The organism is Cupriavidus sp. U2, assembly GCF_009663685.2.
Classification (GTDB): Bacteria; Pseudomonadota; Gammaproteobacteria; order Burkholderiales; family Burkholderiaceae; genus Cupriavidus; species Cupriavidus necator_C.
Genome location: NZ_RCOG02000002.1, coordinates 393,297 through 417,654, shown reverse-complemented (window position 1 = coordinate 417,654; position 24,358 = coordinate 393,297). Strand labels below are relative to the sequence as shown.

Sequence of the window (24,358 nt, the reverse complement as noted above, 5' to 3'; positions counted from 1 at the left end):
ATTGGCGTTGCCACGAAGTGTCGGCCTTGGGGCAGGATCAGGCCGTGTGGGTGTGGCCCGCGTCATGGTGTGCTGCCAGCAGCGCCTTGCACTGGCGCTCGTGCTGGTCGATCTCGGCCAGCTGGGCCTGAAGGTCGTCGAGCTGCCGCTCCAGCGTGCCGCGATGCTGGGCCAGCAGGTGCAGGAAGCGTTCAAGCTGCGGCGCGGTATCACGTGGCGACTCGTAGAGATCCAGAATTTCGCGGATTTCATTGAGAGTAAGCCCTAACCTCTTGCCACGCAGCGTGAGCTTCAGGCGCGTGCGTTCGCGGCCGTTGTAGACGCGTTTTCGGCCGCTCGGGCCTTCGCGGTCCGGCGACAGCAGGCCCTGGTCCTCGTAGAAGCGGATCGCGCGCGGCGTCACTTCGAATTCGCGCGCAAGATCGGTAATCGTGTAGGTGGCGGAAGATGGCTGAGCCGACATATGGCGTCCTGCAAAAATGAACGGTCGTTCGCGGATTCGTTGCATCATCAACTTTTTCGTCTAAGATGACGTGCATGGCTTGCGAATTGACGTTAACGTTAGCGTCAACTGTCGCGCATGACAATCCGAACAAGAGCGTGCCCGCCGAGTACGCCGCTATCGAAGAGACAAACCCCATGAACGCACTCGAACATCAGCTCCAATATCCGTTTGGCGACACCATGCCCGAACCCGGCACGCGCCAGGAAGTCGCGCCGGGCGTGTACTGGCTGCGCATGCCGCTGCCCTTCGCGCTGGATCACATCAACCTGTGGCTGCTGCGCGACCGCATCGACGGCCGGGACGGCTGGACCATCGTCGATTGCGGGATCACCAACGACACCATCCAGGCGCACTGGGAAACCATCTTCGCCAATGAGCTGGAAGGCCTGCCCGTGCTGCGGGTGCTGGTCACGCACTGCCACCCCGACCACGTCGGCCTGGCGCACTGGATCTGCAAGCGGTGGGATGTGCGGCTGTGGATGAGCCTGGGCGACTACATGTCGGCCCGCGTGATGGCAGGCGGCTCGGGCGTCGGTTCCAATGCCGGTGGCGACTTCGCGGCCAGCCACTTCGCGCGCCATGGACTGACCGACCCCGACAATCTCGAAAAGCTGCGTGGCCGCAAGAGCTACTACCCCTCGCTGGTGCCCGACCTGCCGACCCAGTACCGCCGCCTGATGGACGGCGACACCGTCCAGATCGGCGCCGATCCGGCCAGCGCGGCGTGGCGCGTGATCACGGGCTACGGCCACGCCCCCGAACATGTGGCGCTGTACAACGCGGCCACCCACGTGCTGATTTCGGGCGATATGGTGCTGCCTCGTATTTCGACGAATGTCAGCGTGTTCGACATGGAGCCCGAGGCCAATCCGCTGCAGCTCTATGTCGATTCGCTGGGCAAGTACCTGGACCTGCCCGAAGACGTGCTGATCCTGCCGTCGCACGGCCGGCCGTTCCGCAATCTCCACACGCGCATCCAGCAACTGCGCGAACACCATGTCGACCGCCTGGCCGAGACGCTGGCCGCCTGCGCCGAGAAACCGTGCAACGCGCACGACATCGTCGGCGTGATCTTCCGCCGCCAGTTCGACATTCACCAGCTGACATTCGCGATGGGCGAGGCGCTGGCGCACCTGCACGCGCTGTGGCATCGCGGCGAACTGGTGCGGCAGGTGGGTGACGACGGCGTCGTCCGCTTTACGAAGGCCTAGAACCCTTCCGCCAGCGTCTTCAGGTAGCGCGCGCCGGCCACGGCGCGGCTGCCGTACCACGACAGCATCTCGCCATCCACCAGCAGCACCGGCTTGCCGATCTGCCGCTCCAGCGCGTCGGCGTGGTCCTCGGTGAAGCGGTACGGCTCGGTGGACAGCAGCACGGCGTCCAGGTCGCGCACCAGCGCATCGCTCCAGCGGAAGGTCGGATACCGGTCGCCAGCCGCGTTGGGCCGGCTGCAATCGCCATCGACACACGCCTGCGGCATGGCGTCCGGCCAGGTGGCCCAGTTCACCAGCGCCAGCATCTGGCTGATATAGGTATCGCGCGATACCGTCATCCACGGGTCCTGCCAGATCGCGTAGAGCACCCGCCGCGCGGGCCATAAGCGGGTGCGCAATGCATCGAGCCCCGCCCGCAGGTCGGCCGCCAGCCGGTCCGCTTCGGCCTGCCGCCCGAAGATGCCGCCCAGCAGCGCATAAAGCGCGAAGTTGTCCGCCGGCCGGCACGGATGGGTGACGATCACGTGCGGCACGAAGCTTCGGATATCGTCCACGGTCTCGCGCCGGTTCTCGTCGATATTGACGATCACATGCGTCGGCGCCAGCGCGCGCAGGCGGTCGAGCTTGACGTCCTTGGTGCCGCCCACCTTCGCCACCGCGCGGACTGCCGGTTCCGGATGGATGCAGAAGCCGGTGCGCGCCACGATCTGGTCAGCCAGCCCCAGGTCGAACAGCAATTCGGTGATGGACGGCACCAGCGACGCGATGCGCACGGCGCCTTCGGCCGGGCCGTGAGACTGGCCAACCGCATCGGTCCACATCATGCGCGCCTGGACTGCCGCGGCTTGCGCGGCGCGCGCCGAAACAGCGCGTCGTAGAGCCAGCGCGGCATCACGTGCAGCAGCGACGCCACCACGCCCATCTGCCACGGAATCACCGCAAAGCGCGTACCGGCGCCGATCCTGCGTACGGCCTTGCGCGCAAACACGTCGGCGTCCATCAGGAACGGCATCTTGTACGGGTTATGCGCAGTCATCGGCGTACGGATGTAGCCCGGCGCAATCGTCACCACGCGAATCCGCTCGCGCGACTGTTCCAGCCGCAAGCTTTCCAGCAGCTTGATCACGGCCGACTTCGATGCGCTGTACGCGCCGCCCCCCGGCAGCCCGCGCACGCCGGCCACGCTGGCAATGCCGACCAGCGTGCCGCGCCAGCCGTCCGGCCCGACCGGCTGCGCGCGCATCGGCGCCAGAAATGGCTGAAATGTGGTCAGCGTGCCAAACCAGTTGGTATCCATCACCGTGCGGAAGACTTCCAGGTCTTCGCGCTCGCTGGCGACGGTGCCCACCGAGACACCGGCGTTGGCGACGACCACGTCGGGGCATCCGACATTGGCCAGGAAGTCGGACGCCGCCGCGTTCATGGCGTCGGCGTCGCGGACATCGACGGCGTAAATGCGCACGGCGGCGGGATCGGGCAGGCTGGCGGCAAAGGCGCGAAGCGCGTCCTCACGTCGGCCCACCAGGCCAAGTGTCGCGCCCTGTTCGGCATAGGCGCGCGCCAGGGCCTGGCCAATGCCGCTGGACGCGCCGGTCAGGAAGATTTTCTGGGGGTTCATGGGTGGGAATATAGCGCGGGTGGCCGTCGAGAGGCCGGCGCGTCAAGGTGCCGGAAGCGCCAGAAGCAAAACAGCCCGGTGCATCGGCTGCACCGGGCTGTTGGTATCGATCCGGCCGGGACGGCGGTCGATCAGAGCTTCTTGTCGCGCACGCCGGTGACCAGGAAGTCCATGGCCTGGACGGCGGCGGACTTGGTGCCGGCGATCGACGGCGAGGTCTCGTACTTGCCCTGCACCACCACGGTCGGCACGCCATCGATCTTGTAGGCGTCGGCGATCTTGTTGGCACGCTGCGCGTTGGTGGTCACCGAGAACGAGTTGTAGGTGTCCAGCCACTGCTTGCGGTCGATGCCGTTGGCGGCCATGAAATCGGCGATTTCATCGGTGGTCAGCAGGCGCTTGCGCTGCTTGTGGATGGCGTCGAACACCTTCGTGTGCATGGCATCGACCTTGCCCAGCGACTCCAGCGCATAGAAGATCTTCGTATGCGGCAGCAGGTCGTCGCGGAAGGCCACCGGCACGCGCTTGAACACCACGTCCTTGCCCTGCTTCTTGACCCAGGCTTCCAGCTCGGGCTCGAAATCGTAGCAGTGCGGGCAGCCGTACCAGAAGAACTCGGTCACCTCGATCTTGCCAGCCGGCACCGGCTGCGGGGCTTTCAGAACCGTGTAGTCCTTGCCTTCGGTCGGCGCGGCCATGGCGGCGGGCGCGGACATCAGCAGGCCGCCTACGGCGGCAGCGGTGGCGATCAGTGCGGCGATTTTCTTCATGTCAGAAGGGCCTTACGGGTTGAACGTGCTCGACGAGCGATGGGATAGCGTCTAAGACCGGGGCGGCGGCACATGGTTCGCGCCAGCCCGCCCCGGACAGAATATTTCGCCGGATTACTGCTTCGTGAAACGGATCACCGAAGCGTCGAAGCCGGCCGACTGCAGGCGGTCGCGCGCACGGTTCATGTCTTCGATCCGGTTGAACGGCCCCAGGCGGACGCGGTACATCTTGACGCCGTTGACGTCGCGGTCGGTCACCTTGGCCTCGAAGCCCTGCATGGCCAGGTTGGCCTTCTGGCGATCGGCGTCGTCCTGGGAGCGGAACGCGCCCACCTGCAGCAGGTAGCCCACCTTGTTGGCATCGGCCTGGGCAATCTCGGCGATGGGGTCGGCCACCGGCTTTTCGGCCGGACGCGCGGCGGGCTTTTCCGCCGGCTTTTCGGCCGGCTTGCTGGCCACCGCGCCATTGCTGGCGGGCGCCTCGGCCGGACGGCTGGGGGCCACGGGCGGCTGTGCGGCCGGCTGTTCGGGCTGGCCCACCGGCTTGGCGGGCGTCTTGCTCCACAGCGGCTTGTTCGGATCGGCCGGCTCGGCGCCGGGCTGGGCCTGTTGCGCCTGCTGGGTCGGGTTGGGCAGCGTGCTGGCCACGTTGCCGGGCTCGGTCGGACGCGGCGCCGGGCCGCTGTTCCCATTACCCTTGAACGGCGCGGGCGACTTGGTGATGTACAGCGCGATGACCACGGCAATGGCCAGGCCGACGATCAGCCCGAGTACCAGGCCCAGGAACGTGCCGCCACGCTGCGTCTGGCGATGGCGGACGGCGCGCGGGGCGCGCTTTGCATTGTGTTGCATGGAGTCCTCTTCGGTGTTGCCGGGGATTATAGAGCCAGTCCGATGACGCGCAGTTCAGGCCGCGGGCGTTTCCTGCTCGGGGGCACGGTCCATTCGTTGCGGCGCCGATACGCCGATCACGGCCAGGCCGTTCTTGAGCACCTGCCGGGTGGCGGCCAGCAGCGCCAGGCGGGCGCGCTTGACCGTTTCATCGTCCACCAGCACGCGGTCGGCGTTGTAGAACGCGTGGAAGTCGCCCGCCAGGTCGCGCAGGTAGAACGCCACGGCGTGCGGCGCCAGTTCGCCTGCGGCGGCGGCCAGCATGTCCGGGAACTCGGCCAGGCGGCGGCCCAGCGCGATGGCCTGCGGGCTCACGTCGGCGGCGGTCACGGCCGCCAGGTCCACGCTGGCCAGTTCCGGCAGGCGCGCCTGCCAGTCGGCGCCGCCCCAGGCCTCGAAAATCGAGCAGATGCGCGCGTGGGCGTACTGCACGTAGTACACCGGGTTCTCGTCGTTCTGCTTCAGCGCCAGGTCCACGTCGAACACGAATTCGGTGTCGGCCTTGCGCGACAGCAGGAAGAAGCGCACGGCGTCGCGCCCGCGCGTGAAGTGCGCCGGCCAGTCGGCCACGCCGGCTTCCAGGCAGCCGCGGATGGTCTCGTCGCCGCCGTTGCTCCATTCGATCAGGTCCCGCACGGTCACGTACGAGCCGGCGCGCTTGGAGATCTTCACCTCCTCGCCGTTCTTCATCACGGTGACCATCTTGTGCAGCACGTAGTCGGGGTAGCCCTGCGGGATGCCGATATCCAGGCCCTGCAGGCCGGCGCGCACGCGGGCGATGGTGCCGTGGTGGTCGCTGCCCTGCACGTTGATGACCTTGGCGAAGCCGCGCTCCCACTTGGTGGTGTGGTAGGCCACGTCCGGCACGAAGTACGTATACGTGCCGTCGCTCTTCTTCATGACGCGGTCCTTGTCGTCGCCGTCGTCGGTCGTGCGCAGCCACAGCGCGCCTTCGCTCTCGTACGTCTTGCCGCGGCCGGTCAGCGACTGCACGGCGGCTTCCACGCGGCCGTCGCTATACAGCGACGATTCCAGGTAGTAGCGATCGAACTTCACGCCGAACGCCTGCAGGTCGATATCCTGCTCGTTGCGCAGATAGGTCACGGCAAACTTGCGGATCGACTCCAGATCGTCGACGTTGCCCGACGCCGTCACCGGTTCGCCGTCCGATGCCGAGACCGTCTTGCCGGCCAGGAAGTCGGCGGCGATGTCGGCGATGTAGTCGCCGTTGTAGGCCGATTCGGGCCAGCCGGCGTCGCCCGGCTTCAGGCCGCGCGCCCGTGCCTGGACCGACACCGCCAGGGTGTGGATCTGCACGCCGGCGTCGTTGTAATAGAACTCGCGATGGACCTTCCAGCCCTGCCAGGCCAGCAGGTTGGCCAGCGCGTCGCCCAGCGCGGCCTGGCGGCCGTGGCCGACATGCAGCGGGCCGGTCGGGTTGGCCGACACGAACTCCACCAGCACCTGGCCATGCTCGCCGGCCGGACGGGCCCCGTAGCGGTCACCGTCGCCCAGCACCGCGCGCAGCACCTCGGCGCGGGCCGCCGGGCTCAGGCGCAGGTTGATGAAGCCGGGACCGGCGATCTCCAGGGCCGCCACCAGCGCCGATGCGCGTGGGTCGGCGGCAACCGCGTCCACCACCTTCTGCGCCAGTTCGCGCGGGTTGGTCTTCAGCGCCTTGGCCACCTGCATGGCGATGTTGCACGCCAGATCGCCGTGAGCAGCCTGCTTGGGGCGCTCGAACGTGACCGCGGGCAGGGCGGCGTCGGCCGGGGCGAGCGCGCGTACGGCATCGGTGAATGCGGCGGCGAGTTGGGAGGTCTGAACAGGCAGCATGGATGTCTGGGCCTTGGAAAGCTGAAATGCCGCCGGGGCTCGGGCGGGCCGAAAAGTGAAGGCCCCGCCCCGTGCGCCGGCAGTGGAAATCGGGAAACGCGGAATTTTATCAGGTGCTATGCTGACATCATGCGACGACCTCTGCGCCCCGCGCCACCCATGTCGCCACTCGTGAAAGGAAACATCATGCTGATCACCTTCAAATCCCACGCGGCGCAAGACCTGATCATGATGAAGGATCTTGCCATCACGCTGCTTGGCATCATCGGCAAGCATCTGGGCGAACGTGGGGTGATCACGACCGAGGAATTGCCGGCGGCGATCCGCAAGCTGGAAGCCGCCGTCCAGGACGCCAGGAAGGTCCACCCGGCCGACACCACGATACACCCGGGCCCGGAAGACGACCGGGAAGAGGAGCCCCTGCACCTGGGGCAGCGCGCCTACCCGTTCCTGGACATGCTGCGCCTGTCGCAGAAGGAAGGCTCCGACGTGATGTGGGGCGTCTGAGCCCGCATCGCCGGCAGCCGCCGGCCTGATCCTCAACCCCACCGGCGCGCCATGCGCGACGCCGGTGCGCGCCTCCGAACGGCGGCCCGTCCGCGCCGCCCGCCCCGATTTGCCTCCCCGCAGAAAGCAAACTGAAAGGTTGTCGCCATCGATGCGTGGCGCGCAAAAAAAGAACCCGGACACCGCTTGGTGCCCGGGCGTCCCGGATCAGGGATATATCCGGAAAGGGGGTTGCTGCAGGGGTAAGGGGGAGAGACCCTTGAACGTCTTGTTCTACCTGCGTATCCCTGGGGCGCCGGCGACCTGGGCCGCCAGCCGATGATGATCTAGTCGTCGTTGCGCCGGCCGGCCAGCATCAGGCCGATACAGGCCCCGATCAGCGCGGCCACGCCGACCGCCTTCAGTGGCGAATTCACCACGCGCTGCCGGCCGTGGTCGACGGCCACATCCACCTGATCGCGTGCCCAGTGCATGCCGTCGAGGCTGCGATCGCGAACGCGGCCGCTCAGCTCCTGCGCGCGGGCGCGCAGGCGACGGCCAGCGGCCATGCCTTCGGCGGACCCTTCGTGCGCCAGCACGTCGATCGTTTGCTGCAGTTGCGCGATCAGCGCCTTGACCTCGCCCGACACCGGCCCCACCGCATCGCGGGTATCACGCGCGGCATTCCGGATCTGGCGCACAGCCGAATCGGCGCTGTCCTGCAAATGATTGATTTCCTTGCGGATCTTTGGATTCTGCGTGAGCATGGGTACTCCTATGTCCAGTCCCTGGCGGAGTTGCCCGCCGGTCCCCCGGTCAGGCAACGCATGCTGCTGCGCTTACCGTCGACGCACCAGCCCCATTACCGCGGCAACCAGCGCCACGACCAGGAAGATAAAGAACAGGATCTTCGCGATTTCCACCGCGCCGGCCGCAATACCACCAAAGCCGAAAAGCGCCGCCACCAGGGCGACAATGAAAAAGACGAGTGCGTAGTACAGCATGACCAGTCTCCCGAGGTTAGCGAGCACACCCGCCTGGCGGCCGGTGTTGCGTTCGGCTTGCGCCACGGTGCGCAAGCTCATAGCCTCATCGTAGGGTTCCACCCTTGGACCGCACACCGATTCCAGACCGATTCAGATGTCAGCCAAGTCCTACAGCGCGCGCCGCTCCGCGCCGGATGCGGTACGCCAGCCGCCCCGGTACGATTGACCGCACCATGACGATGTGATTCCATGGCCGCTCTTCCGCCCCGGCGCGGCGGCGCATCCACCAGCAACCTCCGATGGCCAAGCATTCCCTACTCCTGAGAAACACCCTGCTGCTCGCCGGCGGCATCGTGCTGACACTGGCCGTGCTGATTGCGTCGGAGACCGGCAACCTGCGCCTGCGCGAGGGCTACACCGAAGCCATCCGCTCGCAGCAACTGCAAAGCGACCTGGGCGAGCTGATTGCCGAACTGGTCAACGCCGAGGCCGGCCAGCGCGGATACCTGCTGACCGGCAAGGAAAGCTACCTCGACCCGTACTACAAGGCGCTGCCGCACATCAGCGAACTGATGTCGCGCATCCGCCAGCACTACGCCAATGATCCGGAAGGGCTGCGCCAGTTCGGCGAGGCGTCGCAGTTCGTCACGCGCAAGCTCAACGAAATGGCGCTGACGCTGGTCTACGGCAAGCGCGACGTCGATGTGGCGCTGGACATGATTCGCACCGACTTCGGCAAGCAGACCATGGAAAGCGCGCGGCGCGGCCTGGAACACCTGCAGGTGCGCGAATCGGGCACCGTCACCCACAACCTCGAAGCCGCAGAGCACGACCTGCAGCTGTCGCGCTACGGCATCGGGCTGCTGACGGCCATCAACATCCTGCTGCTGGTGGCCGTGGGCATGGGCCATCAGCGCCGCATGACGATGGCCGAGGCGGCGCGCGAACAACTGGAAGAGGAAAGCGCGCGGCTGGATCGCAAGGTGCGCGCGCGCACGCGCCAGCTGTCGGCGCTGGCAGCCCACCTGCAGCGCGTGACCGAGGACGAAAAGACGCGGCTGTCGCGGGAACTGCACGACGAACTGGGTGCCATCCTGACCGCCATCAAGCTCGACCTGCACTGGGTAAAGATGCGGGTGCAGCAGACACACCCCGAGGCGCGCGACAAGATCACGCGCGTGATGCAGCATGCCGACCAGGCCATCCAGATCAAGCGCCGGCTGATCGAGGATCTGCGGCCCACGGTGCTGCTGAACCTGGGGCTGCGCGAGGCCATCGTGCAGCAGGTGGAAGACGTGGGCACCCGCAACCAGTGGGAAACCCATGTCGACCTGCCCGAGTCGCTGCCGCCGCTGCGTGACAACGCGGCCATCGCGCTGTACCGGATCGTGCAGGAATCGCTGAACAACGCCAGCAAGTACGCCGAGGCGCGGCATATCTCCGTGTCGCTGGCCTGCACGCCGCAGCAGCTGACGCTGACGATCCGCGACGACGGCCGCGGCCTGCCGCCCGATTTCGACGCTGGCAGCACCGCCGGCCATCATGGGCTACTGGGGATGGAACAGCGGGTGCTGGCGCTCGGCGGCACGATGCACATCGATTCGGCGCCTGGCCGGGGGGTCTCCATCCGCGTCGAGGTGCCGCTGACCACGTCGGTCCTGGCGCCGCCGGAAGAGACCACCGAAATCTGAGTGCCCGGCCAGGGCGGATCAGAAGCCGTGGGGGTGGGCCCGCTCGTCAAACGGCTATCCACAAGTGCAAGCTAGGAGGCGGAGGTCGCGTAGTCCTCGATCACGCGGAACACCTGCTCCAGTTCGAGCGACTTGTCGAAGAAATAGTCGGCGCCGGCCTCGGTGCATTGACGGCGGTACATCGACACCTGCGCATGGTTGGTGTAGACGATGCGGATGCCGGACAGGCCGGCCTTCTGCATTTCGCGCAGCACGTTGATGCCATTGCCCTGGCGCAGTTGCAGGTCGACGATCGACACATCGTACCGGCCATGGGTGGCCAGCTTCACCGCCCCGCTTTCGGTATCGGCCCAGTCCACCGACTCGACGAACGGAAAGGCCGTCAGATATTCCAGCAGCATGCCCCGCAAGACTTCGGAGTCCTCGATCAGGAGGACCCGCAGCGAACGGTTCGGGGAGGCCGTGGCTTGCTCCGGCATGGCGCTTGGCACCTGTCAGGCGAAGAGATGGACGATCAACGGTTCTGGCACGAAATCCAAGCTCCGCCCTATTCCACGAGCCCGTTCTTGATGGCGTAGTAGGTCAGGTCGGCATTGGTCTTCATGCCCATCTTCTCCAGGATGCGGGAGCGGTAGGTGCTCACGGTTTTCACGCTCAGGAACAGTTCGTCGGCGATCACCGAGACCGACTGGCCGCGTGACAGCTTGCAGAAGATCTGGAATTCGCGCTCGGAAAGCGTCTGGTGCACCGGCTGTTCGGTCGGCTTGTCGAGCCCGCCGATCAGCAGGTCTGCCACGGTGGGGCTCACGTAGCGGCGGCCCTGGGCCACCGTGCGGATGGCCTTCACCAGGTCGTCCGGCGCCGACTCCTTGGTCAGGTAGCCCGACGCGCCGGCACGGATCAGGTTGATCGCGTACTGGTCTTCGGGATAGGTGGACAGGATCAGCACCGGCAGGTTGGGCAACCGCTGCCGGATCAGCTTCAGCACATCGATGCCGTTTCGGTCCGGCATGGAAATATCGAGTACGAGTACGTCGAACTCGCTGTCGCGCAACTGCGCCATCACTTCGTCGCCGCTGGCGGCTTCGCCCGTCACCTTGATGTCGGGTTCCTCTGAAATGAACTGGCGCAGACCGGCACGCACGATCTCATGATCGTCGGCGATCAAGACGCGGATCATCGGTGTCTCCACGGTGAGGGGGGCGGCCCGCGTGCCGAAGCACGGCCCGGGCCGGTTTCCTGCATTGTAGTGCCGGCACGACGCCGAATATGTCGGTGTCAGGCTGACATGACGCGCCACGGCGACATCCGCAACCCGGGCCGCGCCGCGCCGCGCGCCGGCGCAGGCGGCCGGAAAATGCTGCAGTGCGACGCGTACCGCGTGACGCTTCCCCAAATGCAAGACGGACGCCCGAAGGCGTCCGTCAGTCCATTTGCATACTGCCGGGATGGGGCGGTCTGGAGGGGCCCGTCCGCATCCCGTCCGGCGCTTACTGGAGCTTGGTGCCGGCGTCCGCGCCGGCTCCGGCATTGGCGCCCAGGTCACCCTTCTTCGACTTGGCCTTGGCGTGCCCGGTGTGCTTGCCCTTGTTTTCCTTGTCGGTCGGGGTCGACGACAGCGAGGTGTCGGCGCCCGACTTCGCACCCAGGCCGGCCTTGCTGCCCGGGTCCGCCGAACTCGGGCTGGCCGGGGTCACCGCCCCACCGGCCGCGCCGCCGGCATTCAGCCCGGCATTCGGGCTGGCATTCTGCGAGGGGGCGTTCACGGAGGCGCCGACGCCCGTTTGGGTGCCAACCGAGGCACCAGTGCCTTGGGCCATCGCAAACGACGAGGCGGCAGCAATCGACAGGGCGGACAGGGAGATCAGCAGCTTCTTCATGGGAGAGACTCCTTTACTGAATGCTCCGCAGCGAAACATTCGCTGCGGCATTCACGCGGTGTCACGTGAACTGGGTTCCAGTCTATGGAGCCGGCCCCGGCCGGGTGTGAGCACTTGTCAGCTTCTGTAAGCAGTCGTGAAGACATTGCAAACATTGCCTGCCGATCGCCCTGCACGCCGGCTGGCCAACGATTTCATCGTATTTCCCTTATGTTTCAACGACCGTCGCAGCGTTATCGGCAGCAGGCGCGCCATAAAAAAACCGGGGCGCCGCTGTTACGCGGCGCCCCGGTCATTGCAACTGCTTACAGCTGCAGCGAAGCTGCTTACAGGTTCGGCGCGAGCGCGCGTTCCAGCGTCGTACGGTCTTCGCCGCGACGCGCCACCATGTCGTCCAGCTGGTCCTGGCCAATCTTGCCGACGCTGAAGTACGTCGAGTCCGGGTGCGACAGGTAGAAGCCGCTCACCGACGCGGCCGGCGTCATGGCCAGCGACTCGGTAATGCCCATGCCGATCTCGGCGGCGTCCAGCAATTCGAACATCGGCGCCTTGACCGTGTGCTCCGGGCAGGCCGGATAGCCGGGCGCCGGGCGGATGCCGCGATACGCCTCGGCGATCAGCTGGTCGTTGTTCAGGATCTCGGCCGCGTCGTAGCCCCAGAGGTCGGTCCGCACGCGCTGGTGCAGGCATTCGGCAAAGGCCTCGGCCAGCCGGTCGGCCAGCGCCTTGAGCATGATCGCGCTGTAGTCGTCGTGGTCGGCTTCGAACTGCGCCTCCTTCTTGTCCACGCCAATGCCCGCCGTGACCGCGAATAGGCCGATGTAGTCCGCCACGCCGCTCGACTTCGGCGCGACGAAGTCGGCCAGGCAGCGGTTCGGACGGCGCACGCCGTCCACCACCGGGCGTTCGCTCTGCTGGCGCAGGTTGTGCCAGGTCAGCGCCACCTTGCTGCGCGACTCGTCCGTGTAGATCTCGATGTCGTCGTCATTGACGGTGTTGGCCGGCAGCAGCGCCATCACGCCATTGGCGGTCAGCCAGCGGCCCTGGATCAGGCGGGCCAGCATGCTCTTGCCGTCCGAATACACGCGGCGCGCCGACTCCCCGACGATCTCGTCATTGAGGATGTCCGGGAATTTGCCGGCCAGGTCCCATGTCTGGAAGAACGGGCCCCAGTCGATGAAGTTGGCCAGCTCGGACAGGTCGTAGTTGCGGAATACCCGCCGCCCGATGAATTTCGGCTTCGGCGGCACGTAGGTACTCCAGTCCAGCGGCGTCTTGTTGGCGCGCGCCTCGGCCAGCGACACCATCGGCGTGGCCTTCCTGTTGGCGTGCTGGGCGCGGATGCGGTCGTAGTCGGACTTCAGGTCGTCCAGGTACTTCGCCGCGCCCTCATCGGACAGCAGGCTCGACGCCACGCTGACCGAGCGCGAGGCATCCGGCACGTAGACCACCGGGCCCTCGTAGTTCGGCGCGATCTTGACTGCCGTGTGCACGCGCGACGTGGTAGCACCGCCGATCAGCAGCGGAATCTTCTTCACGCGGAAGTAGTCGTCGCGCTGCATCTCCGAGGCCACGTAGGCCATTTCCTCGAGCGAAGGCGTGATCAGCCCCGACAGGCCCACGATGTCCGCACCCTCGACCTTGGCCCGCGCCAGGATCTCGTTGCACGGCACCATCACGCCCATGTTCACCACTTCGAAGTTGTTGCACTGGAGCACCACCGACACGATGTTCTTGCCGATGTCGTGCACGTCGCCCTTCACGGTGGCGATCACGATCTTGCCGCGTGCGCGCACGTCGCCGCCGGCCTCGGCCAGCAGGCGCTTTTCTTCCTCGATGAACGGCAGCAGGTGCGCCACGGCCTGCTTCATCACGCGGGCGCTCTTGACCACCTGCGGCAGGAACATCTTGCCCGCGCCGAACAGGTCGCCGACGATGTTCATGCCGTCCATCAGCGGGCCCTCGATGACCTCGATCGGCCGGCCGCCGCGCGCCGCCACCTGCTGGCGCACTTCCTCGGTGTCCTCGACGATGAACGTGGTGATGCCGTGCACCAGCGCATGGGCCAGACGCTCGCCCACCGGCACCGGCGCCTCTGGCGTGCCACGCCAGGCCAGGTTCTCTTCCTTCTTCTGGCCGCCGCCCTTGAAGCGGTCGGCAATCTCCAGCAGACGGTCGGTGGCGTCGTCGCGGCGGTTCAGCACCACGTCTTCCACGCGCTCGCGCAGCTCCGGGTCCAGCTGGTCGTACACGCCAAGCTGGCCGGCGTTGACGATGCCCATGTCCATGCCCGCTTCGATCGCGTGGTACAGGAACACGGTGTGGATGGCCTCGCGCACCGTGTCATTGCCTCGGAACGAGAACGACACGTTCGACACGCCGCCGCTCACCTTGGCGTAGGGCAGGTTCTGCTTGATCCAGCGCGTGGCTTCGATGAAGTCCACCGCGTAGTTGTTGTGTTCCTCGATACCCGTGGCCACCGCGAAGATGTTCGGGTCGAAGATGATGTCCTCGGGCGGGAATCCCACCTCGTTCACCAGCACGTCGTAGCTGCGCTTGCAGATCTCGGTCTTGCGCTCGAAGGTGTCGGCCTGGCCCTTTTCGTCGAAGGCCATCACCACGCTGGCGGCGCCATAGCGACGGATCAGCGTGGCGTGGTGGCGGAACTGCTCCTCGCCTTCCTTGAGCGAGATCGAGTTCACCACGGCCTTGCCCTGCACGCACTGCAGGCCGGCCTCGATGACGTCCCACTTCGAAGAATCGATCATGATCGGCACGCGCGCGATGTCCGGCTCCGACGCGATCAGGTTCAGGAACCGGACCATCGCGGCCTTGGAATCGAGCATCGCCTCGTCCATGTTGATGTCGATGATCTGGGCGCCGTTCTCGACCTGCTGGCGGGCCACGGCCAGCGCCTCGTCGAACTGGCCGTTCAGGATCATGCGGGCGAATGCCTTGGAACCGGTGACGTTGGTGCGCTCGCCAACGTTGACGAACAGCGTGTCGTCATCGATCAGGAACGGCTCCAGGCCGGACAGGCGCATCGGACGCGGGGGCAGCTTGCTCTGGCTCATGATGTGTCTTCTCTAATGCTCGGTGCGTACGATGTGTTCAGGCGGCCTGTTCGGCGTCTTCGCGATACTGGCCCGGCCAGGCACGCGGCGTCTTGTCGGCCACGCGGCGGGCGATGGCGGCGATGTGATCGGGCGTGGTGCCGCAGCAGCCGCCCACCAGGTTCACCAGGCCCGAGGCGGCGAATTCCTCCACCAGCGCGGACGTGACATCGGGCGTTTCGTCGAAGCCCGTGTCGCTCATCGGATTCGGCAGGCCGGCGTTCGGATAGCACGACACCGCGGCGTCGCACACCTTGGCCAGCTCGGCGATGTACGGGCGCATCAGCGTGGCGCCCAGCGCGCAGTTCAGGCCGAACGTGACCGGCCTGGCATGGCGCAGGCTGTTCCAGAACGCTTCCACGGTCTGGCCCGACAGGATGCGGCCCGATGCGTCGGTCACGGTGCCCGAGATCATCACGGGCACGCGCTCGCCGGTGTCCTCGAACAGCTGGTCGATCGCGAACAGCGCGGCCTTGGCGTTCAGCGTGTCGAAGATCGTCTCGACCAGGAACACATCGGCGCCGCCTTCGAGCAGCGCCTTGCCCTGTTCGTAGTACGAATCGCGCAGTTCCTCGAAGGTGATATTGCGCGCACCGGGGTCGTTGACGTCGGGGCTGATGCTGGCCGTCTTCGGCGTCGGGCCGAATGCGCCGGCCACGAAGCGCGGCTTCTCGGGCGTGCTGTACTTGTCGCAGGCAGCGCGCGCCAGGCGGGCCGCCTCGACGTTCATCTCGTACGCCAGCGACGCCATCTTGTAGTCTTCCTGCGCCACGCCCGTGGCACCGAAGGTATTGGTCTCGATCAGGTCGGCGCCGGCGGCCAGGTACTGCTCGTGGATCTCGCTGATGACCTGCGGACGCGTCAGCAGCAGCAGTTCGTTGTTGCCCTTCACATCGACCGGATGGTCGGCGAAACGCGTGCCACGGTACTCGGCCTCGCCCAGCTTGTAGCGCTGGATCATCGTGCCCATGGCGCCGTCGAGAATCAGGATGCGTTCACGCAGCAGCCGGGGCAGGCTGGCGGCCCGGGTATAGGGGCGGGGGGCGGAATGGACTGCGCTCATGGTGGGGCCTGGTCGTGATGCGCGCGCCCGGCCGGCCGGCCGAATGCGCAAATTTGGGCAAGAGGGCGATTTTATCAGGTAGATCAAGGGATTGCGGGCGGGCGCCCGGCCCCGACCTGGCGCGCCCGGCGCGGTTGTCAGCCGGAGACAGCGCGCCTACACTAGGAGACGTATTCGCCACGAACCCACCTTCATTCCGTCGGCTATCGTTCGCTTTCGTCCGATTTTCGTCAGTTCCCATGCAACACTTGAGCCCCAACGATGCCCTGGCGCTGCTCGGCTCCGAGCCCGATGCGCTCTTTATCGACTGCCGCAGCGAGATGGAATACCTGTTTGTCGGCCATCCGCAAGGCGCGCACAACGTGCCCTGGAACGACGGCCCCGACTGGGAGGTCAATCCGCACTTCGTCCAGGCTGTGAAGAAACTGGCCGGACAGGTATCGGCGCGGCCCGTGGTGCTGATCTGCCGCAGCGGCAACCGCTCGTCGGCGGCCGCCCGGGCGCTGGAGGGGGCCGGCTTCACCACCGTCTACAACGTGCTGCACGGTTTCGAGGGCGATCTCGACGCCCATCGCCATCGCAATACCGTCAACGGCTGGCGGCACGACGGGCTGCCGTGGGAGCAATACTGAACCACCCCGCCGCCCTGACGCGCCAATGAAAAACGCCCGCTTGGCAAGCGGGCGGCTTTCATTTGGGCCGTGCCGGCAATGCTCAGTGCATCACCAGCGGATTGTTCATGACGGTGTCGAACTTGCCCAGAAACTCGTCGACTTCCTCCACGGATGGCTCGCTTTCGATCAGACGCGTCACGTCGGCGCGGAAGGTCTCGGCCATATGACCGCCGAGGAAAATTTCGCGTTTCAGGTTCTTGTCGACGATTTCGTAGCCGCCCGAGGCAAGGGTCGCATGCTCGACATCTGCGCCAAACTCGACAATGCAATAGTTGTCGCTGTTGTAGATCATTTGCATCGCACTACCTCCTGGCGTATGGTTGGCGCCGGTCCCAAGCCTGCCGGGATGACGCGATTTCCTCTCCAAGCTGAGGGTAGTCGTCCGTAATTCAAGTTTTTGCTGCCCGGACGAACCTTTGCGTGCCGTTGCTTCCCTCCTATGTTTGGGCATCGGCGCCCGCCGCAAGTTTCTTGAGCGCCTGACATTACTGTGTTGCGATCTTCCCAATGGCGTTACGGAATATCACACTGCCCGCCACATGCCGCATGCCCCAAGAACGCATCGAAGATCGCATGGAAGCGTTCCGGTTGTTCGATAAACGACAGGTGCGCGGCGTCGGGTAGTACCTCCAGCTTCGCACCGTGAATTTTCTGCGCAATGGATTGGGCCATCGAAACCGGCGCGCCTTCGTCCTTATCCCCTGTCACCACCAGGGTCGGACAATGGATACGGCCGATCGCGTCCGCCAGGTCGAAGGCCACGATGGCCTGCGCCACGCCCACATAACCCTGCACTGGCGTGGCCAGCAGCATCCGGTTGATACGTTCCACCTGGTCGGGATGCTGCGCGCGGAACGGCTGCGTCAGCCAGCGTTCCATTGTCGACGGCGCCAAGCCCGCCATGCCGTGCGCCTCGGCCTGCCCGATCCGGTTGGCCCACATCGGGTGGGCTTCCATCGGCGTATGGTCGATCGTATCCACGAGGGTCAGTGACAGCAGACGGTCCGGATGGCGTACACCCAGCGTCTGGGCCACCATGCCGCCGACCGATACGCCGCAGACATGGGCCTGTCCGATGTCGAGCGCGTCCATCAGCGCCACGGCATCGTCGGCCAGCCGGGTCATCGTGTAGGCGCCCACCGGCGCGTCGCTGCCGCCGTGGCCGCGCAGGTCGAATCGCAACACGCGATAGCGGTCAGACAAATGACGGGCGGTATCGTCCCACAGGGTCAGATTCGCACCGAGCGCATGTATCAGGACCACCCATGGCCCTTCCCGGCCATCGATGCGCGCCTGCAGCTGGACGTCGCCAGCCCGTATTCGCTGCGCCAATGTGTCAGGCATGTTTCAGTCTCCCGCGTGGTCAACACGTGTCACCGCGGCTACGGCATCACCGCCCTTCACTACTACGATAGACCAGATCGATCTGAGTGCCATCGGGCTCCGTCTGACGAAGCCGCGCAGGCATCCAGTTCAGCGACGGCGCCAGCCAGATTTCCACGCGCCGCTTGTCATTGGGGTGACGCGCAAGCCTCACGAAGTGTCGCGCCCGCACCACGTCGGTGCCGATGTCGATATCTTCTTCGCCCACGTACTGGACCTGCATCGGCTCGACTTCGCGGGTGTCGGCCACGTTGAACGACTCGACCACGCCCGGCGTGGCATAACGCTGCGGGTCGCCGCGCGCCCAGCCCACCAGCTGCAGGAAGATGCTGAAGCGGTCCTGGAAGGCGGTGGGCATCGGCACCTGGCCGCCACGCGTTTCAAACACCACGGTATTGGCAGCGCGATCGAAGCGTGCCACTTCCACCTTGCTGCGGCGCGCTTCCTCGTAGCGCGTGGGAGCCAGTCCGCGATCGGTCATGTCCCCGCTGCTCTGGAATGCAAAGCGGAACCACAGCACGCGCGTTTCAACGGCCAGGCGGTAGTGCTTGCCGTCCTGTTCCCATCGGATGATGCCGTCGGGGTTTTGCACGCCATTGACGAAGCTGGCGTAGCGCAGGGTGACCGAAGGGGGGGCCATATAGCGCGGCCCGGGGGGTGTGGGGGGCGCCGGCGTCTCGGCCGGCGCCGGCTGGGCGCTGGGGCTGGCGGTGCCTGTGCCGGTGCCGCCCGCGCCCGTGCTGGCCGAGGTATCGCCGCTCTCGGCCGTGGCCAGCGCCGGCGCGGCAGGCTCCCTGGCAGGTTCGGGGGCAGGAACGGGCGTTTGGGTCTTCGGCGCGGGCTTTGGCGCCGGACGCGGCGGGGCGGGCGGCGCCGGGGGCTTGGGCGGAGGCAGCAGCACCGCCTCGACCGGCGGCGTCTCGCGCGGATCGGGCAATGCCGGGATCGGCGCGCGCACCAGGCTGAACAGCAACAGCGCGTGCACGATCGCCACCAGTGCGATCACCGCCATCCATCGGCGCAGGCGCCGTGGACGCTTATGAGGGGTCTCCGTCCCTTGCGGACGGCTGGCTGTCGCCAAGATAACCAAGTTCCGACGAAATCTGTCGCGCGATATCGCGCACACGGCGGTCTACCGCGCCGCCCCATTCTGCATCGAATACGCTTTGCGCGCCCAGCACGATCAGCGCCATCGCCAAATGACCGTTGGCGTCGAACACCGGCGTCGAGATGGCATTGATGCCCGGCAGCACGCCGCCACGCGTACGCGCCGCGCCGCGCTTGCGCACGTCGGCGCAGATGGCATCGTAGTCGGCCAGCGACGCGGGCATGTCGGGCAGGGCGGCATTGCCGCGCGTGGCCAGTTCACGCTCGATCAGCGGCAGTGTCTGGCGTCGGGACAGGTACGCGCCATAGAGCCGGCCCGTGGCGGAATTGAGCAGCGGCATCACATCGCCCAGCCGCAGGCTCACGCTGACCGGATGACTCGATTCTTCCCAGTGGACGATGGTGGGTCCATGGTTGCCCCACACGGCAATCCCGGCGGTCTGGTCGATCTCGTCGCGCAGTTGCGACAGGATGGGCCGCGCCTTGCGCACCGGGTCCAGCCGGTTGAGGCCGGCCAGGCCAAGCTGCAGCGCGAACGGCCCCAGGTCGTAACGCTGGCTCACGGCGTCCTGCGTGACGGCGCCCAGGCGCTGGAAACTGACCAGGTAGCGATGCGCCTTGGCCGGGCTCATGCCGGCGGCGGCGGCCAGGTCGCGCAGCATCATCGCGCGCGGCGATGCGGCCAGCGCCTGCAGCAGCCGGAATCCCACCTCGATGGACTGGATGCCGGCGCGTTTGGCGTCGTCGCGGCCATCCTCGTGTGCCAGGTCGTCGCGGGAATCGTCATCGTCCACAGCGGTCATGCGCAGCTCGGGAAACAGGAATGTGATGCCGGCCATTCTATACGCGGCCCGCGGCCAGCCCGGGCCGCTCCGGTAGACTACCGGCCATTCATTCCTGCCAATGTTCGATTTCGCATGAAACTCGCCACCCTGAAGGACGGTACGCGCGACGGCCAGCTGGTCGTTGTCTCGCGTGACCTGAAGACCGCGCACTTTGCCACCGAAATCGCCGGCAAGCTGCAGACCGCGCTGGACGACTGGCCCTTTTACGCGCCGCAGCTGCAGGACCTGTACGACGCGCTGAACGCGGGCCGGGCGCGCCATCCCTTCCCGTTCCAGCCGAAGGACTGCATGGCCCCGCTGCCGCGCGCCTACCAGTGGGCGGACGGCTCCGCCTACGTGAACCACGTGGAACTGGTGCGCCGCGCGCGCGGCGCCGAGATGCCGCCCGAATTCTGGACCGATCCGCTGATGTACCAGGGCGGGTCCGACGATTTCATCGGCCCGCAGGACGACATCGTCTGCCCGAACGAGGCGTTCGGCATCGACTTCGAGGCCGAAGTGGCCGTGATCACGGGCGACGTGCGCATGGGCGCCACGCCCGAGCGGGCCGCAGAGGCCATCCGCCTGGTGATGCTGGCCAACGACGTGTCGCTGCGCAACCTGATTCCGGCCGAACTGGGCAAGGGCTTCGGCTTCTTCCAGAGCAAGCCGGCCACCGCGTTCTCGCCCGTGGCGGTCACGCCAGACGAACTGGGCGACGCCTGGCGCGACTGCAAGGTCCACCGGCCCATGATCGTGCACTGGAACAGCAAGAAGGTGGGCGCGCCCGACTGCGGCACCGACATGGTGTTCGACTTCGGCCAGCTGATCGCCCACATCTGCAAGACCCGCAATGTGCGCGCCGGCAGCATCGTCGGCTCGGGCACCATCTCGAACGTCGACCGCAGCAAGGGGTACGCCTGCATCGCCGAAAAGCGCATGATCGAGACCATCGAACATGGCAAGCCCGAGACCGAATTCATGAAGTTCGGCGACGCCGTGCGCATCGAGATGTTCGATGCCGACGGCAAGTCGATTTTCGGCGCCATCGACCAGGTGGTGGCGGCCCGCTGACCGGGCCGGCCAGCCGGCGCCGCAAGCGGGCGCATCGGGCCAAACCCGGCTTGCGGCAGACCGCACGGTTGCGCCTATAATTTCCCGACCGCCCGGTCGGGAAATCGGCCGGATCATCGCCTTGCCCCGCGCCCTTGCCGGCGCCTTCTTTCCGGAATTCGCCCCATGACCGCCGACGCCAACACGCTCTCCCCCCGCCTGGCCCGCTACCAGGCCCTGACGCTGCGCCGCCACGGCCCGGTGCTTGAAGTGATCATGGGCGCGGCGCAGTCGGCCAACCAGAAGCTGGCCACGGCCGACGCCAACATGCACCGCGAGCTGGCCGAGATCTGGCGCGACGTCTCGGCCGATCCCGACATCCGGGTAGCCCTGATCCGTGGCGAAGGCAAGGGTTTTTCGGCCGGCGGGGACCTGGCGCTGGTCGAGGACATGGCCAACGATTTCGAAACCCGCACGCGGGTCTGGCACGAGGCCCGCGATCTGGTCTACAACGTCATCAACTGCGACAAGCCGATCGTCTCCGCCATGCACGGCCCGGCGGTGGGCGCCGGGCTGGTGGCGGGGCTGCTGGCCGATATCTCGATCGCGTCGAAGACCGCACGCATCGTCGACGGCCATACCCGCCTGGGCGTGGCCGCCGGCGATCATGCCGCCATCGTGTGGCCCCTGCTGTGCGGAATGGCCAAGGCCAAGTACTATCTGATGCTGTGCGAGTCGGTCAGCGGCGAGGAAGCCGAGCGGATCGGCCTGGTATCGCTGGCGGTGGAGGAAGACGAACTGGTGGCCAAGGCGTTCGAGGTGGCCAACCGTCTCGCGGCGGGGTCGCAAACCGCCATCCGCTGGACCAAGTACGCGCTCAACAACTGGCTGCGCATGGCCGGTCCCGCGTTCGATACCTCGCTGGCGCTCGAATTCATGGGCTTTGCCGGCCCCGACGTGCACGAAGGCATGGCGAGCCTGCGTCAGAAGCGGCCGCCCGAATTCCAGTAACCGGCCGTCGCCCTTGCGCGCGGATGGCCCACACGACAGGGGTGCCGCACCATGTTTGGACAGATTCCCGATTTCGGCAACAGCTTCGAGTTCCTGCGCAAGCTCTGGGCCACCGGCAGCGGCATGCCCGGCGGCCTGATGCCAGGCCTGGGCGCCATGACGCCGCCGATGGATCTCGATGAGGTAGACAAGCGCATCCACGACCTCAAGGCCGTGGAAAGCTGGCTCCAGTTGAACGCGAACCTGCTGCGCACGACCATCCAGGGCCTGGAGGTACAGCGCGCCACGCTGGTCGCCCTGCAGACGTTCGGCAACGCGCTGTCGCCCGAGGCCATGCAGAACGCGATGGAAAACGTCGCCCGCGCCGCCAACGCGCCCAGCGCGCATCCCCCGCAGCATCACCACCCGTTCGGCACGGGCCAGACTGTGTCCGAGGCACAGGCCGACGCCGAAAACGACGAGCCGGACGACGATGACGCGCCACCCGACGGCGCGGAAGCCGCCGAGCCTGCGGCCCAGGCTGACGGCGACGCGGCATCGGCCCGGCCCGGCGAGGCCCCGCTGCCGCCCAACGCGTCGCTGTGGTGGAACCTGCTGCAGCAGCAGTTCTCGCAGATCGCCAGCAGCGCAGCGGCCGCCAGTGCCGCGGCAGCCGGCGCCACGCCATTTGCCGGCATGGCCGGCTTCGGCGCGGGGGCAGCCCCCGGCGCCGAGGGCGTGGAGCCCGGCGTGAAAGGCGATCCGCCCGCGCAGCGCAAGCCGGACGCCAATGGCAAGGCCCGGCCTGCAGCGGGCAAGGCCGCCGCGAAGAAGCCTGCGGCAAGGAAGCCTGCAGCGAAGAAGGCCGCTGCGACGGGTACGGCCAAGGGCGCCGCAGGCAAGGCGCCGGCCAAGGGTGCCGCCACCAGGTCCCACACCGGCACGCCGGGCGCGCCCGAGGACGGCTCCGAGTGACCACGGCCACGCCCGCCAGCGCCTTCGCACGGGCCAGCCAGCGCCAGAGCACGGCGCTGGTGATGATGGGCGGCGGCGCGCGGGCCGCATATCAGGCCGGCGTGCTGTCAGGCATCGCAAAGATCGCGGCGCGCCATGGGCTGGACCACTGCCCGGTGCCGTTCGGCATCATTGCCGGCACGTCGGCCGGGGCCATCAATGGCGCCGGGCTGGCTACCGGCGCAGCCGATTTCCGCACCGCGGCCGACACGCTGGCGGCGCTCTGGCACAGCCTGCATGCCGACGACGTGTACCGGACCGATGCGGTCCAGATGGGTGTGTCGGGCGCGCGCTGGCTGTCGTCGCTGGCCTTCGGCTGGATCACCCGCCGCGCACCGCGCGCGCTGTTCGACAATGCGCCGCTGGGCAGCTTCCTGACCGAACTGTTCGAACCCGGGCGGGTGCAGGCCAGCCTCGACAGCGGCGCGCTGCACGCGTTCGCCGTGACGGCGCTGTCATACAGCACCGGGCGCCACATCACGTTCTACCAGTCGCACCGCCGTATCCATCCGTGGCAGCGCAGCCAGCGGCTGGCCGTCGAGGCCGCCATCGGCGTGGATCACCTGCTGGCCTCGTCATCGATCCCGTTCCTGTTCCCGGCCATGCCGCTGGAAATCGAAGGCCATCACGAATGGTTCGGCGACGGCACGATGCGGCAGATGTCGCCGCTGTCGCCGGCCATCCATCTGGGCGCCTCGCGCATCCTGGCCATCGGCGCGGCGTCGCGCCAGCGCGCGGGGTGGTTCGATACGGTGCCGTCAGGCGGTTACCCGTCGCTGGCGCAAGTGGGCGGCCAGGCGCTGGCCAGCATCTTCCTGGATGGCCTGCAGGCCGACATCGAACGGCTCATGCATATCAACCGGCTGCTGTCGCGCATGCCCGAGATGGCCAACGATGCCGAAGGCTGGCGCCCCGTGCAGGTGATGACCGTCTCGCCCAGCGAACCCATCGAGGCCATTGCCGCCGAGCACCTGCACCGGCTGCCGCGCACCGTGCGCGCGCTGCTGTCGCCGCTGGGCGGCACCGAGGCACGCGGCGCCGCGTTCGCCAGCTACCTGCTGTTCGAGCCCGAATTCACACAGGCGCTGCTGGCGCTGGGCGAACGCGACGCGGCCGCCCAGGCCGACGAGATTGCCGCCTTCCTGTACGGCGTGGTGCCGGAAACCAAGCCCACGGCACAGGAAATGTCGGAAGTGTCGTAGCCGCGACATTTTTAACGCCTGCCAGGCGCTCCGCCCGGGCAATCCATCGCATCAGGGC

25 protein-coding genes are annotated in these 24,358 nt (G+C 66.9%); 8 read left to right on the top strand and 17 right to left on the bottom strand.

Going from position 1 to position 24,358, the window contains the following annotated elements; all coding sequences use genetic code 11:
• Positions 1-37: 37 nt before the first annotated feature.
• The gene (locus D9X30_RS03435) at positions 38-463 is read right to left on the bottom strand and encodes a MerR family transcriptional regulator (protein ID WP_153946445.1); all 426 of its coding nucleotides are present in this window, start codon (positions 461-463) and stop codon (positions 38-40) included.
• A gap of 176 nt (positions 464-639) precedes the next feature.
• Between D9X30_RS03435 and D9X30_RS03430 the strand changes: the two genes are divergently transcribed.
• Entirely contained in the window at positions 640-1,716 is a 1,077-nt protein-coding gene (locus D9X30_RS03430; protein ID WP_153946145.1) for an MBL fold metallo-hydrolase, read from the top strand.
• Here D9X30_RS03430 and D9X30_RS03425 read toward each other — a convergent pair.
• The 5 genes from D9X30_RS03425 to argS form a co-directional block, all read right to left on the bottom strand.
• Complete coding sequence (locus D9X30_RS03425; RefSeq protein ID WP_153946446.1) at positions 1,713-2,540, bottom strand: helical backbone metal receptor; 828 nt, start codon at positions 2,538-2,540, stop codon at positions 1,713-1,715. The two genes, D9X30_RS03430 and D9X30_RS03425, sit on opposite strands and share 4 nt — an antisense overlap.
• Positions 2,540-3,337 (bottom strand): SDR family oxidoreductase, encoded by a 798-nt coding sequence (locus D9X30_RS03420; RefSeq protein WP_153946146.1) that lies wholly within the window; start codon positions 3,335-3,337, stop codon positions 2,540-2,542. The genes D9X30_RS03425 and D9X30_RS03420 overlap by 1 nt, the downstream gene beginning before the upstream one ends.
• A gap of 131 nt (positions 3,338-3,468) precedes the next feature.
• Positions 3,469-4,107: a thiol:disulfide interchange protein DsbA/DsbL gene (locus tag D9X30_RS03415; protein ID WP_153946147.1), complete on the bottom strand. Its 639-nt coding sequence runs from the start codon at positions 4,105-4,107 to the stop codon at positions 3,469-3,471.
• 114 nt (positions 4,108-4,221) lie between these two features.
• On the bottom strand, positions 4,222-4,959 hold the full coding sequence (locus D9X30_RS03410) for an SPOR domain-containing protein (RefSeq protein ID WP_153946148.1): 738 nt from the start codon (positions 4,957-4,959) through the stop codon (positions 4,222-4,224).
• A gap of 54 nt (positions 4,960-5,013) precedes the next feature.
• The gene (argS, locus tag D9X30_RS03405; protein WP_153946149.1) at positions 5,014-6,834 is read right to left on the bottom strand and encodes an arginine--tRNA ligase; all 1,821 of its coding nucleotides are present in this window, start codon (positions 6,832-6,834) and stop codon (positions 5,014-5,016) included.
• Between the two features lie 186 nt (positions 6,835-7,020).
• On the opposite strand from argS, the gene D9X30_RS03400 reads away from it, so the two are divergent.
• Positions 7,021-7,341 carry a DUF1840 domain-containing protein gene (locus D9X30_RS03400; RefSeq protein ID WP_153946150.1) on the top strand — a complete coding sequence of 107 codons (321 nt, stop codon included), beginning with the start codon at positions 7,021-7,023 and terminating at the stop codon, positions 7,339-7,341.
• A gap of 326 nt (positions 7,342-7,667) precedes the next feature.
• On the opposite strand, the gene D9X30_RS03395 is transcribed toward D9X30_RS03400, so the two are convergent.
• Both D9X30_RS03395 and D9X30_RS03390 read right to left on the bottom strand, forming a co-directional pair.
• On the bottom strand, positions 7,668-8,087 hold the full coding sequence (locus D9X30_RS03395) for a DUF883 family protein (RefSeq protein WP_153946151.1): 420 nt from the start codon (positions 8,085-8,087) through the stop codon (positions 7,668-7,670).
• A 72-nt stretch (positions 8,088-8,159) separates the two neighbouring features.
• Positions 8,160-8,324: a DUF1328 domain-containing protein gene (locus D9X30_RS03390; protein WP_153946447.1), complete on the bottom strand. Its 165-nt coding sequence runs from the start codon at positions 8,322-8,324 to the stop codon at positions 8,160-8,162.
• 281 nt (positions 8,325-8,605) lie between these two features.
• On the opposite strand from D9X30_RS03390, the gene D9X30_RS03385 reads away from it, so the two are divergent.
• The gene (locus tag D9X30_RS03385) at positions 8,606-9,997 is read left to right on the top strand and encodes a sensor histidine kinase (protein WP_153946152.1); all 1,392 of its coding nucleotides are present in this window, start codon (positions 8,606-8,608) and stop codon (positions 9,995-9,997) included.
• 71 nt (positions 9,998-10,068) lie between these two features.
• Here D9X30_RS03385 and D9X30_RS03380 read toward each other — a convergent pair whose 3' ends face one another.
• The 5 genes from D9X30_RS03380 to D9X30_RS03360 all read right to left on the bottom strand — a co-directional run bounded on the left by D9X30_RS03380 (position 10,069) and on the right by D9X30_RS03360 (position 16,053).
• On the bottom strand, positions 10,069-10,476 hold the full coding sequence (locus D9X30_RS03380) for a response regulator (RefSeq protein WP_153946153.1): 408 nt from the start codon (positions 10,474-10,476) through the stop codon (positions 10,069-10,071).
• Between the two features lie 68 nt (positions 10,477-10,544).
• Positions 10,545-11,177 (bottom strand): response regulator, encoded by a 633-nt coding sequence (locus D9X30_RS03375; protein WP_061956399.1) that lies wholly within the window; start codon positions 11,175-11,177, stop codon positions 10,545-10,547.
• 310 nt (positions 11,178-11,487) lie between these two features.
• The gene (locus tag D9X30_RS03370; RefSeq protein ID WP_153946154.1) at positions 11,488-11,877 is read right to left on the bottom strand and encodes a hypothetical protein; all 390 of its coding nucleotides are present in this window, start codon (positions 11,875-11,877) and stop codon (positions 11,488-11,490) included.
• Positions 11,878-12,203: 326 nt separating this feature from the next.
• A complete protein-coding gene (gene metH, locus D9X30_RS03365) occupies positions 12,204-14,951 on the bottom strand; it encodes a methionine synthase (RefSeq protein ID WP_153946155.1) in 2,748 nt (915 codons plus the stop codon).
• A 37-nt stretch (positions 14,952-14,988) separates the two neighbouring features.
• Positions 14,989-16,053, bottom strand: coding sequence for a homocysteine S-methyltransferase family protein (locus D9X30_RS03360; RefSeq protein ID WP_153946156.1), 1,065 nt, complete (start codon positions 16,051-16,053; stop codon positions 14,989-14,991).
• A gap of 239 nt (positions 16,054-16,292) precedes the next feature.
• Here D9X30_RS03360 and D9X30_RS03355 point away from each other — a divergent pair, with 239 nt between their 5' ends.
• A complete protein-coding gene (locus tag D9X30_RS03355) occupies positions 16,293-16,685 on the top strand; it encodes a rhodanese-like domain-containing protein (protein WP_153946157.1) in 393 nt (130 codons plus the stop codon).
• Between the two features lie 82 nt (positions 16,686-16,767).
• Here the strand turns inward: D9X30_RS03355 and D9X30_RS03350 are convergent, their stop codons facing one another.
• The 4 genes from D9X30_RS03350 to D9X30_RS03335 form a co-directional block, all read right to left on the bottom strand.
• The gene (locus D9X30_RS03350) at positions 16,768-17,025 is read right to left on the bottom strand and encodes a BTH_I0359 family protein (protein ID WP_061956410.1); all 258 of its coding nucleotides are present in this window, start codon (positions 17,023-17,025) and stop codon (positions 16,768-16,770) included.
• A gap of 215 nt (positions 17,026-17,240) precedes the next feature.
• Positions 17,241-18,071, bottom strand: a complete 831-nt coding sequence (gene pcaD / locus D9X30_RS03345) for a 3-oxoadipate enol-lactonase (RefSeq protein ID WP_153946158.1) — start codon at positions 18,069-18,071, stop codon at positions 17,241-17,243.
• A 46-nt stretch (positions 18,072-18,117) separates the two neighbouring features.
• Positions 18,118-19,122 (bottom strand): DUF3108 domain-containing protein, encoded by a 1,005-nt coding sequence (locus D9X30_RS03340; RefSeq protein ID WP_153946159.1) that lies wholly within the window; start codon positions 19,120-19,122, stop codon positions 18,118-18,120.
• Between the two features lie 25 nt (positions 19,123-19,147).
• Positions 19,148-20,020 (bottom strand): IclR family transcriptional regulator, encoded by an 873-nt coding sequence (locus D9X30_RS03335; protein ID WP_153946448.1) that lies wholly within the window; start codon positions 20,018-20,020, stop codon positions 19,148-19,150.
• Positions 20,021-20,134: 114 nt separating this feature from the next.
• Here D9X30_RS03335 and D9X30_RS03330 point away from each other — a divergent pair, with 114 nt between their 5' ends.
• The 4 genes from D9X30_RS03330 (at position 20,135) to D9X30_RS03315 (ending at position 24,300) form a co-directional block, all read left to right on the top strand.
• On the top strand, positions 20,135-21,115 hold the full coding sequence (locus D9X30_RS03330) for a fumarylacetoacetate hydrolase family protein (RefSeq protein ID WP_153946160.1): 981 nt from the start codon (positions 20,135-20,137) through the stop codon (positions 21,113-21,115).
• 165 nt (positions 21,116-21,280) lie between these two features.
• Positions 21,281-22,105: an enoyl-CoA hydratase/isomerase family protein gene (locus tag D9X30_RS03325; RefSeq protein WP_153946161.1), complete on the top strand. Its 825-nt coding sequence runs from the start codon at positions 21,281-21,283 to the stop codon at positions 22,103-22,105.
• 51 nt (positions 22,106-22,156) lie between these two features.
• Positions 22,157-23,059 carry a PhaM family polyhydroxyalkanoate granule multifunctional regulatory protein gene (locus D9X30_RS03320; protein ID WP_228770788.1) on the top strand — a complete coding sequence of 301 codons (903 nt, stop codon included), beginning with the start codon at positions 22,157-22,159 and terminating at the stop codon, positions 23,057-23,059.
• Between the two features lie 62 nt (positions 23,060-23,121).
• A complete protein-coding gene (locus D9X30_RS03315) occupies positions 23,122-24,300 on the top strand; it encodes a patatin-like phospholipase family protein (RefSeq protein WP_153946449.1) in 1,179 nt (392 codons plus the stop codon).
• The last annotated feature ends 58 nt before the right edge of the window (positions 24,301-24,358 follow it).

Excerpts from the sequence above, each read along its gene's own strand:
- D9X30_RS03435 (WP_153946445.1), bottom strand. The coding sequence starts at position 463 with ATGTCGGCTCAGCCATCTTCCGCCACCTACACGATTACCGATCTTGCG.
- D9X30_RS03430 (WP_153946145.1), top strand. The coding sequence starts at position 640 with ATGAACGCACTCGAACATCAGCTCCAATATCCGTTTGGCGACACCATG.
- D9X30_RS03425 (WP_153946446.1), bottom strand. The coding sequence starts at position 2,540 with ATGTGGACCGATGCGGTTGGCCAGTCTCACGGCCCGGCCGAAGGCGCC.
- D9X30_RS03420 (WP_153946146.1), bottom strand. The coding sequence starts at position 3,337 with ATGAACCCCCAGAAAATCTTCCTGACCGGCGCGTCCAGCGGCATTGGC.
- D9X30_RS03415 (WP_153946147.1), bottom strand. The coding sequence starts at position 4,107 with ATGAAGAAAATCGCCGCACTGATCGCCACCGCTGCCGCCGTAGGCGGC.
- D9X30_RS03410 (WP_153946148.1), bottom strand. The coding sequence starts at position 4,959 with ATGCAACACAATGCAAAGCGCGCCCCGCGCGCCGTCCGCCATCGCCAG.
- argS (WP_153946149.1), bottom strand. The coding sequence starts at position 6,834 with ATGCTGCCTGTTCAGACCTCCCAACTCGCCGCCGCATTCACCGATGCC.
- D9X30_RS03400 (WP_153946150.1), top strand. The coding sequence starts at position 7,021 with ATGCTGATCACCTTCAAATCCCACGCGGCGCAAGACCTGATCATGATG.
- D9X30_RS03395 (WP_153946151.1), bottom strand. The coding sequence starts at position 8,087 with ATGCTCACGCAGAATCCAAAGATCCGCAAGGAAATCAATCATTTGCAG.
- D9X30_RS03390 (WP_153946447.1), bottom strand. The coding sequence starts at position 8,324 with ATGCTGTACTACGCACTCGTCTTTTTCATTGTCGCCCTGGTGGCGGCG.
- D9X30_RS03385 (WP_153946152.1), top strand. The coding sequence starts at position 8,606 with ATGGCCAAGCATTCCCTACTCCTGAGAAACACCCTGCTGCTCGCCGGC.
- D9X30_RS03380 (WP_153946153.1), bottom strand. The coding sequence starts at position 10,476 with ATGCCGGAGCAAGCCACGGCCTCCCCGAACCGTTCGCTGCGGGTCCTC.
- D9X30_RS03375 (WP_061956399.1), bottom strand. The coding sequence starts at position 11,177 with ATGATCCGCGTCTTGATCGCCGACGATCATGAGATCGTGCGTGCCGGT.
- D9X30_RS03370 (WP_153946154.1), bottom strand. The coding sequence starts at position 11,877 with ATGAAGAAGCTGCTGATCTCCCTGTCCGCCCTGTCGATTGCTGCCGCC.
- metH (WP_153946155.1), bottom strand. The coding sequence starts at position 14,951 with ATGAGCCAGAGCAAGCTGCCCCCGCGTCCGATGCGCCTGTCCGGCCTG.
- D9X30_RS03360 (WP_153946156.1), bottom strand. The coding sequence starts at position 16,053 with ATGAGCGCAGTCCATTCCGCCCCCCGCCCCTATACCCGGGCCGCCAGC.
- D9X30_RS03355 (WP_153946157.1), top strand. The coding sequence starts at position 16,293 with ATGCAACACTTGAGCCCCAACGATGCCCTGGCGCTGCTCGGCTCCGAG.
- D9X30_RS03350 (WP_061956410.1), bottom strand. The coding sequence starts at position 17,025 with ATGCAAATGATCTACAACAGCGACAACTATTGCATTGTCGAGTTTGGC.
- pcaD (WP_153946158.1), bottom strand. The coding sequence starts at position 18,071 with ATGCCTGACACATTGGCGCAGCGAATACGGGCTGGCGACGTCCAGCTG.
- D9X30_RS03340 (WP_153946159.1), bottom strand. The coding sequence starts at position 19,122 with ATGGCGGTGATCGCACTGGTGGCGATCGTGCACGCGCTGTTGCTGTTC.
- D9X30_RS03335 (WP_153946448.1), bottom strand. The coding sequence starts at position 20,020 with ATGACCGCTGTGGACGATGACGATTCCCGCGACGACCTGGCACACGAG.
- D9X30_RS03330 (WP_153946160.1), top strand. The coding sequence starts at position 20,135 with ATGAAACTCGCCACCCTGAAGGACGGTACGCGCGACGGCCAGCTGGTC.
- D9X30_RS03325 (WP_153946161.1), top strand. The coding sequence starts at position 21,281 with ATGACCGCCGACGCCAACACGCTCTCCCCCCGCCTGGCCCGCTACCAG.
- D9X30_RS03320 (WP_228770788.1), top strand. The coding sequence starts at position 22,157 with ATGTTTGGACAGATTCCCGATTTCGGCAACAGCTTCGAGTTCCTGCGC.
- D9X30_RS03315 (WP_153946449.1), top strand. The coding sequence starts at position 23,122 with ATGATGGGCGGCGGCGCGCGGGCCGCATATCAGGCCGGCGTGCTGTCA.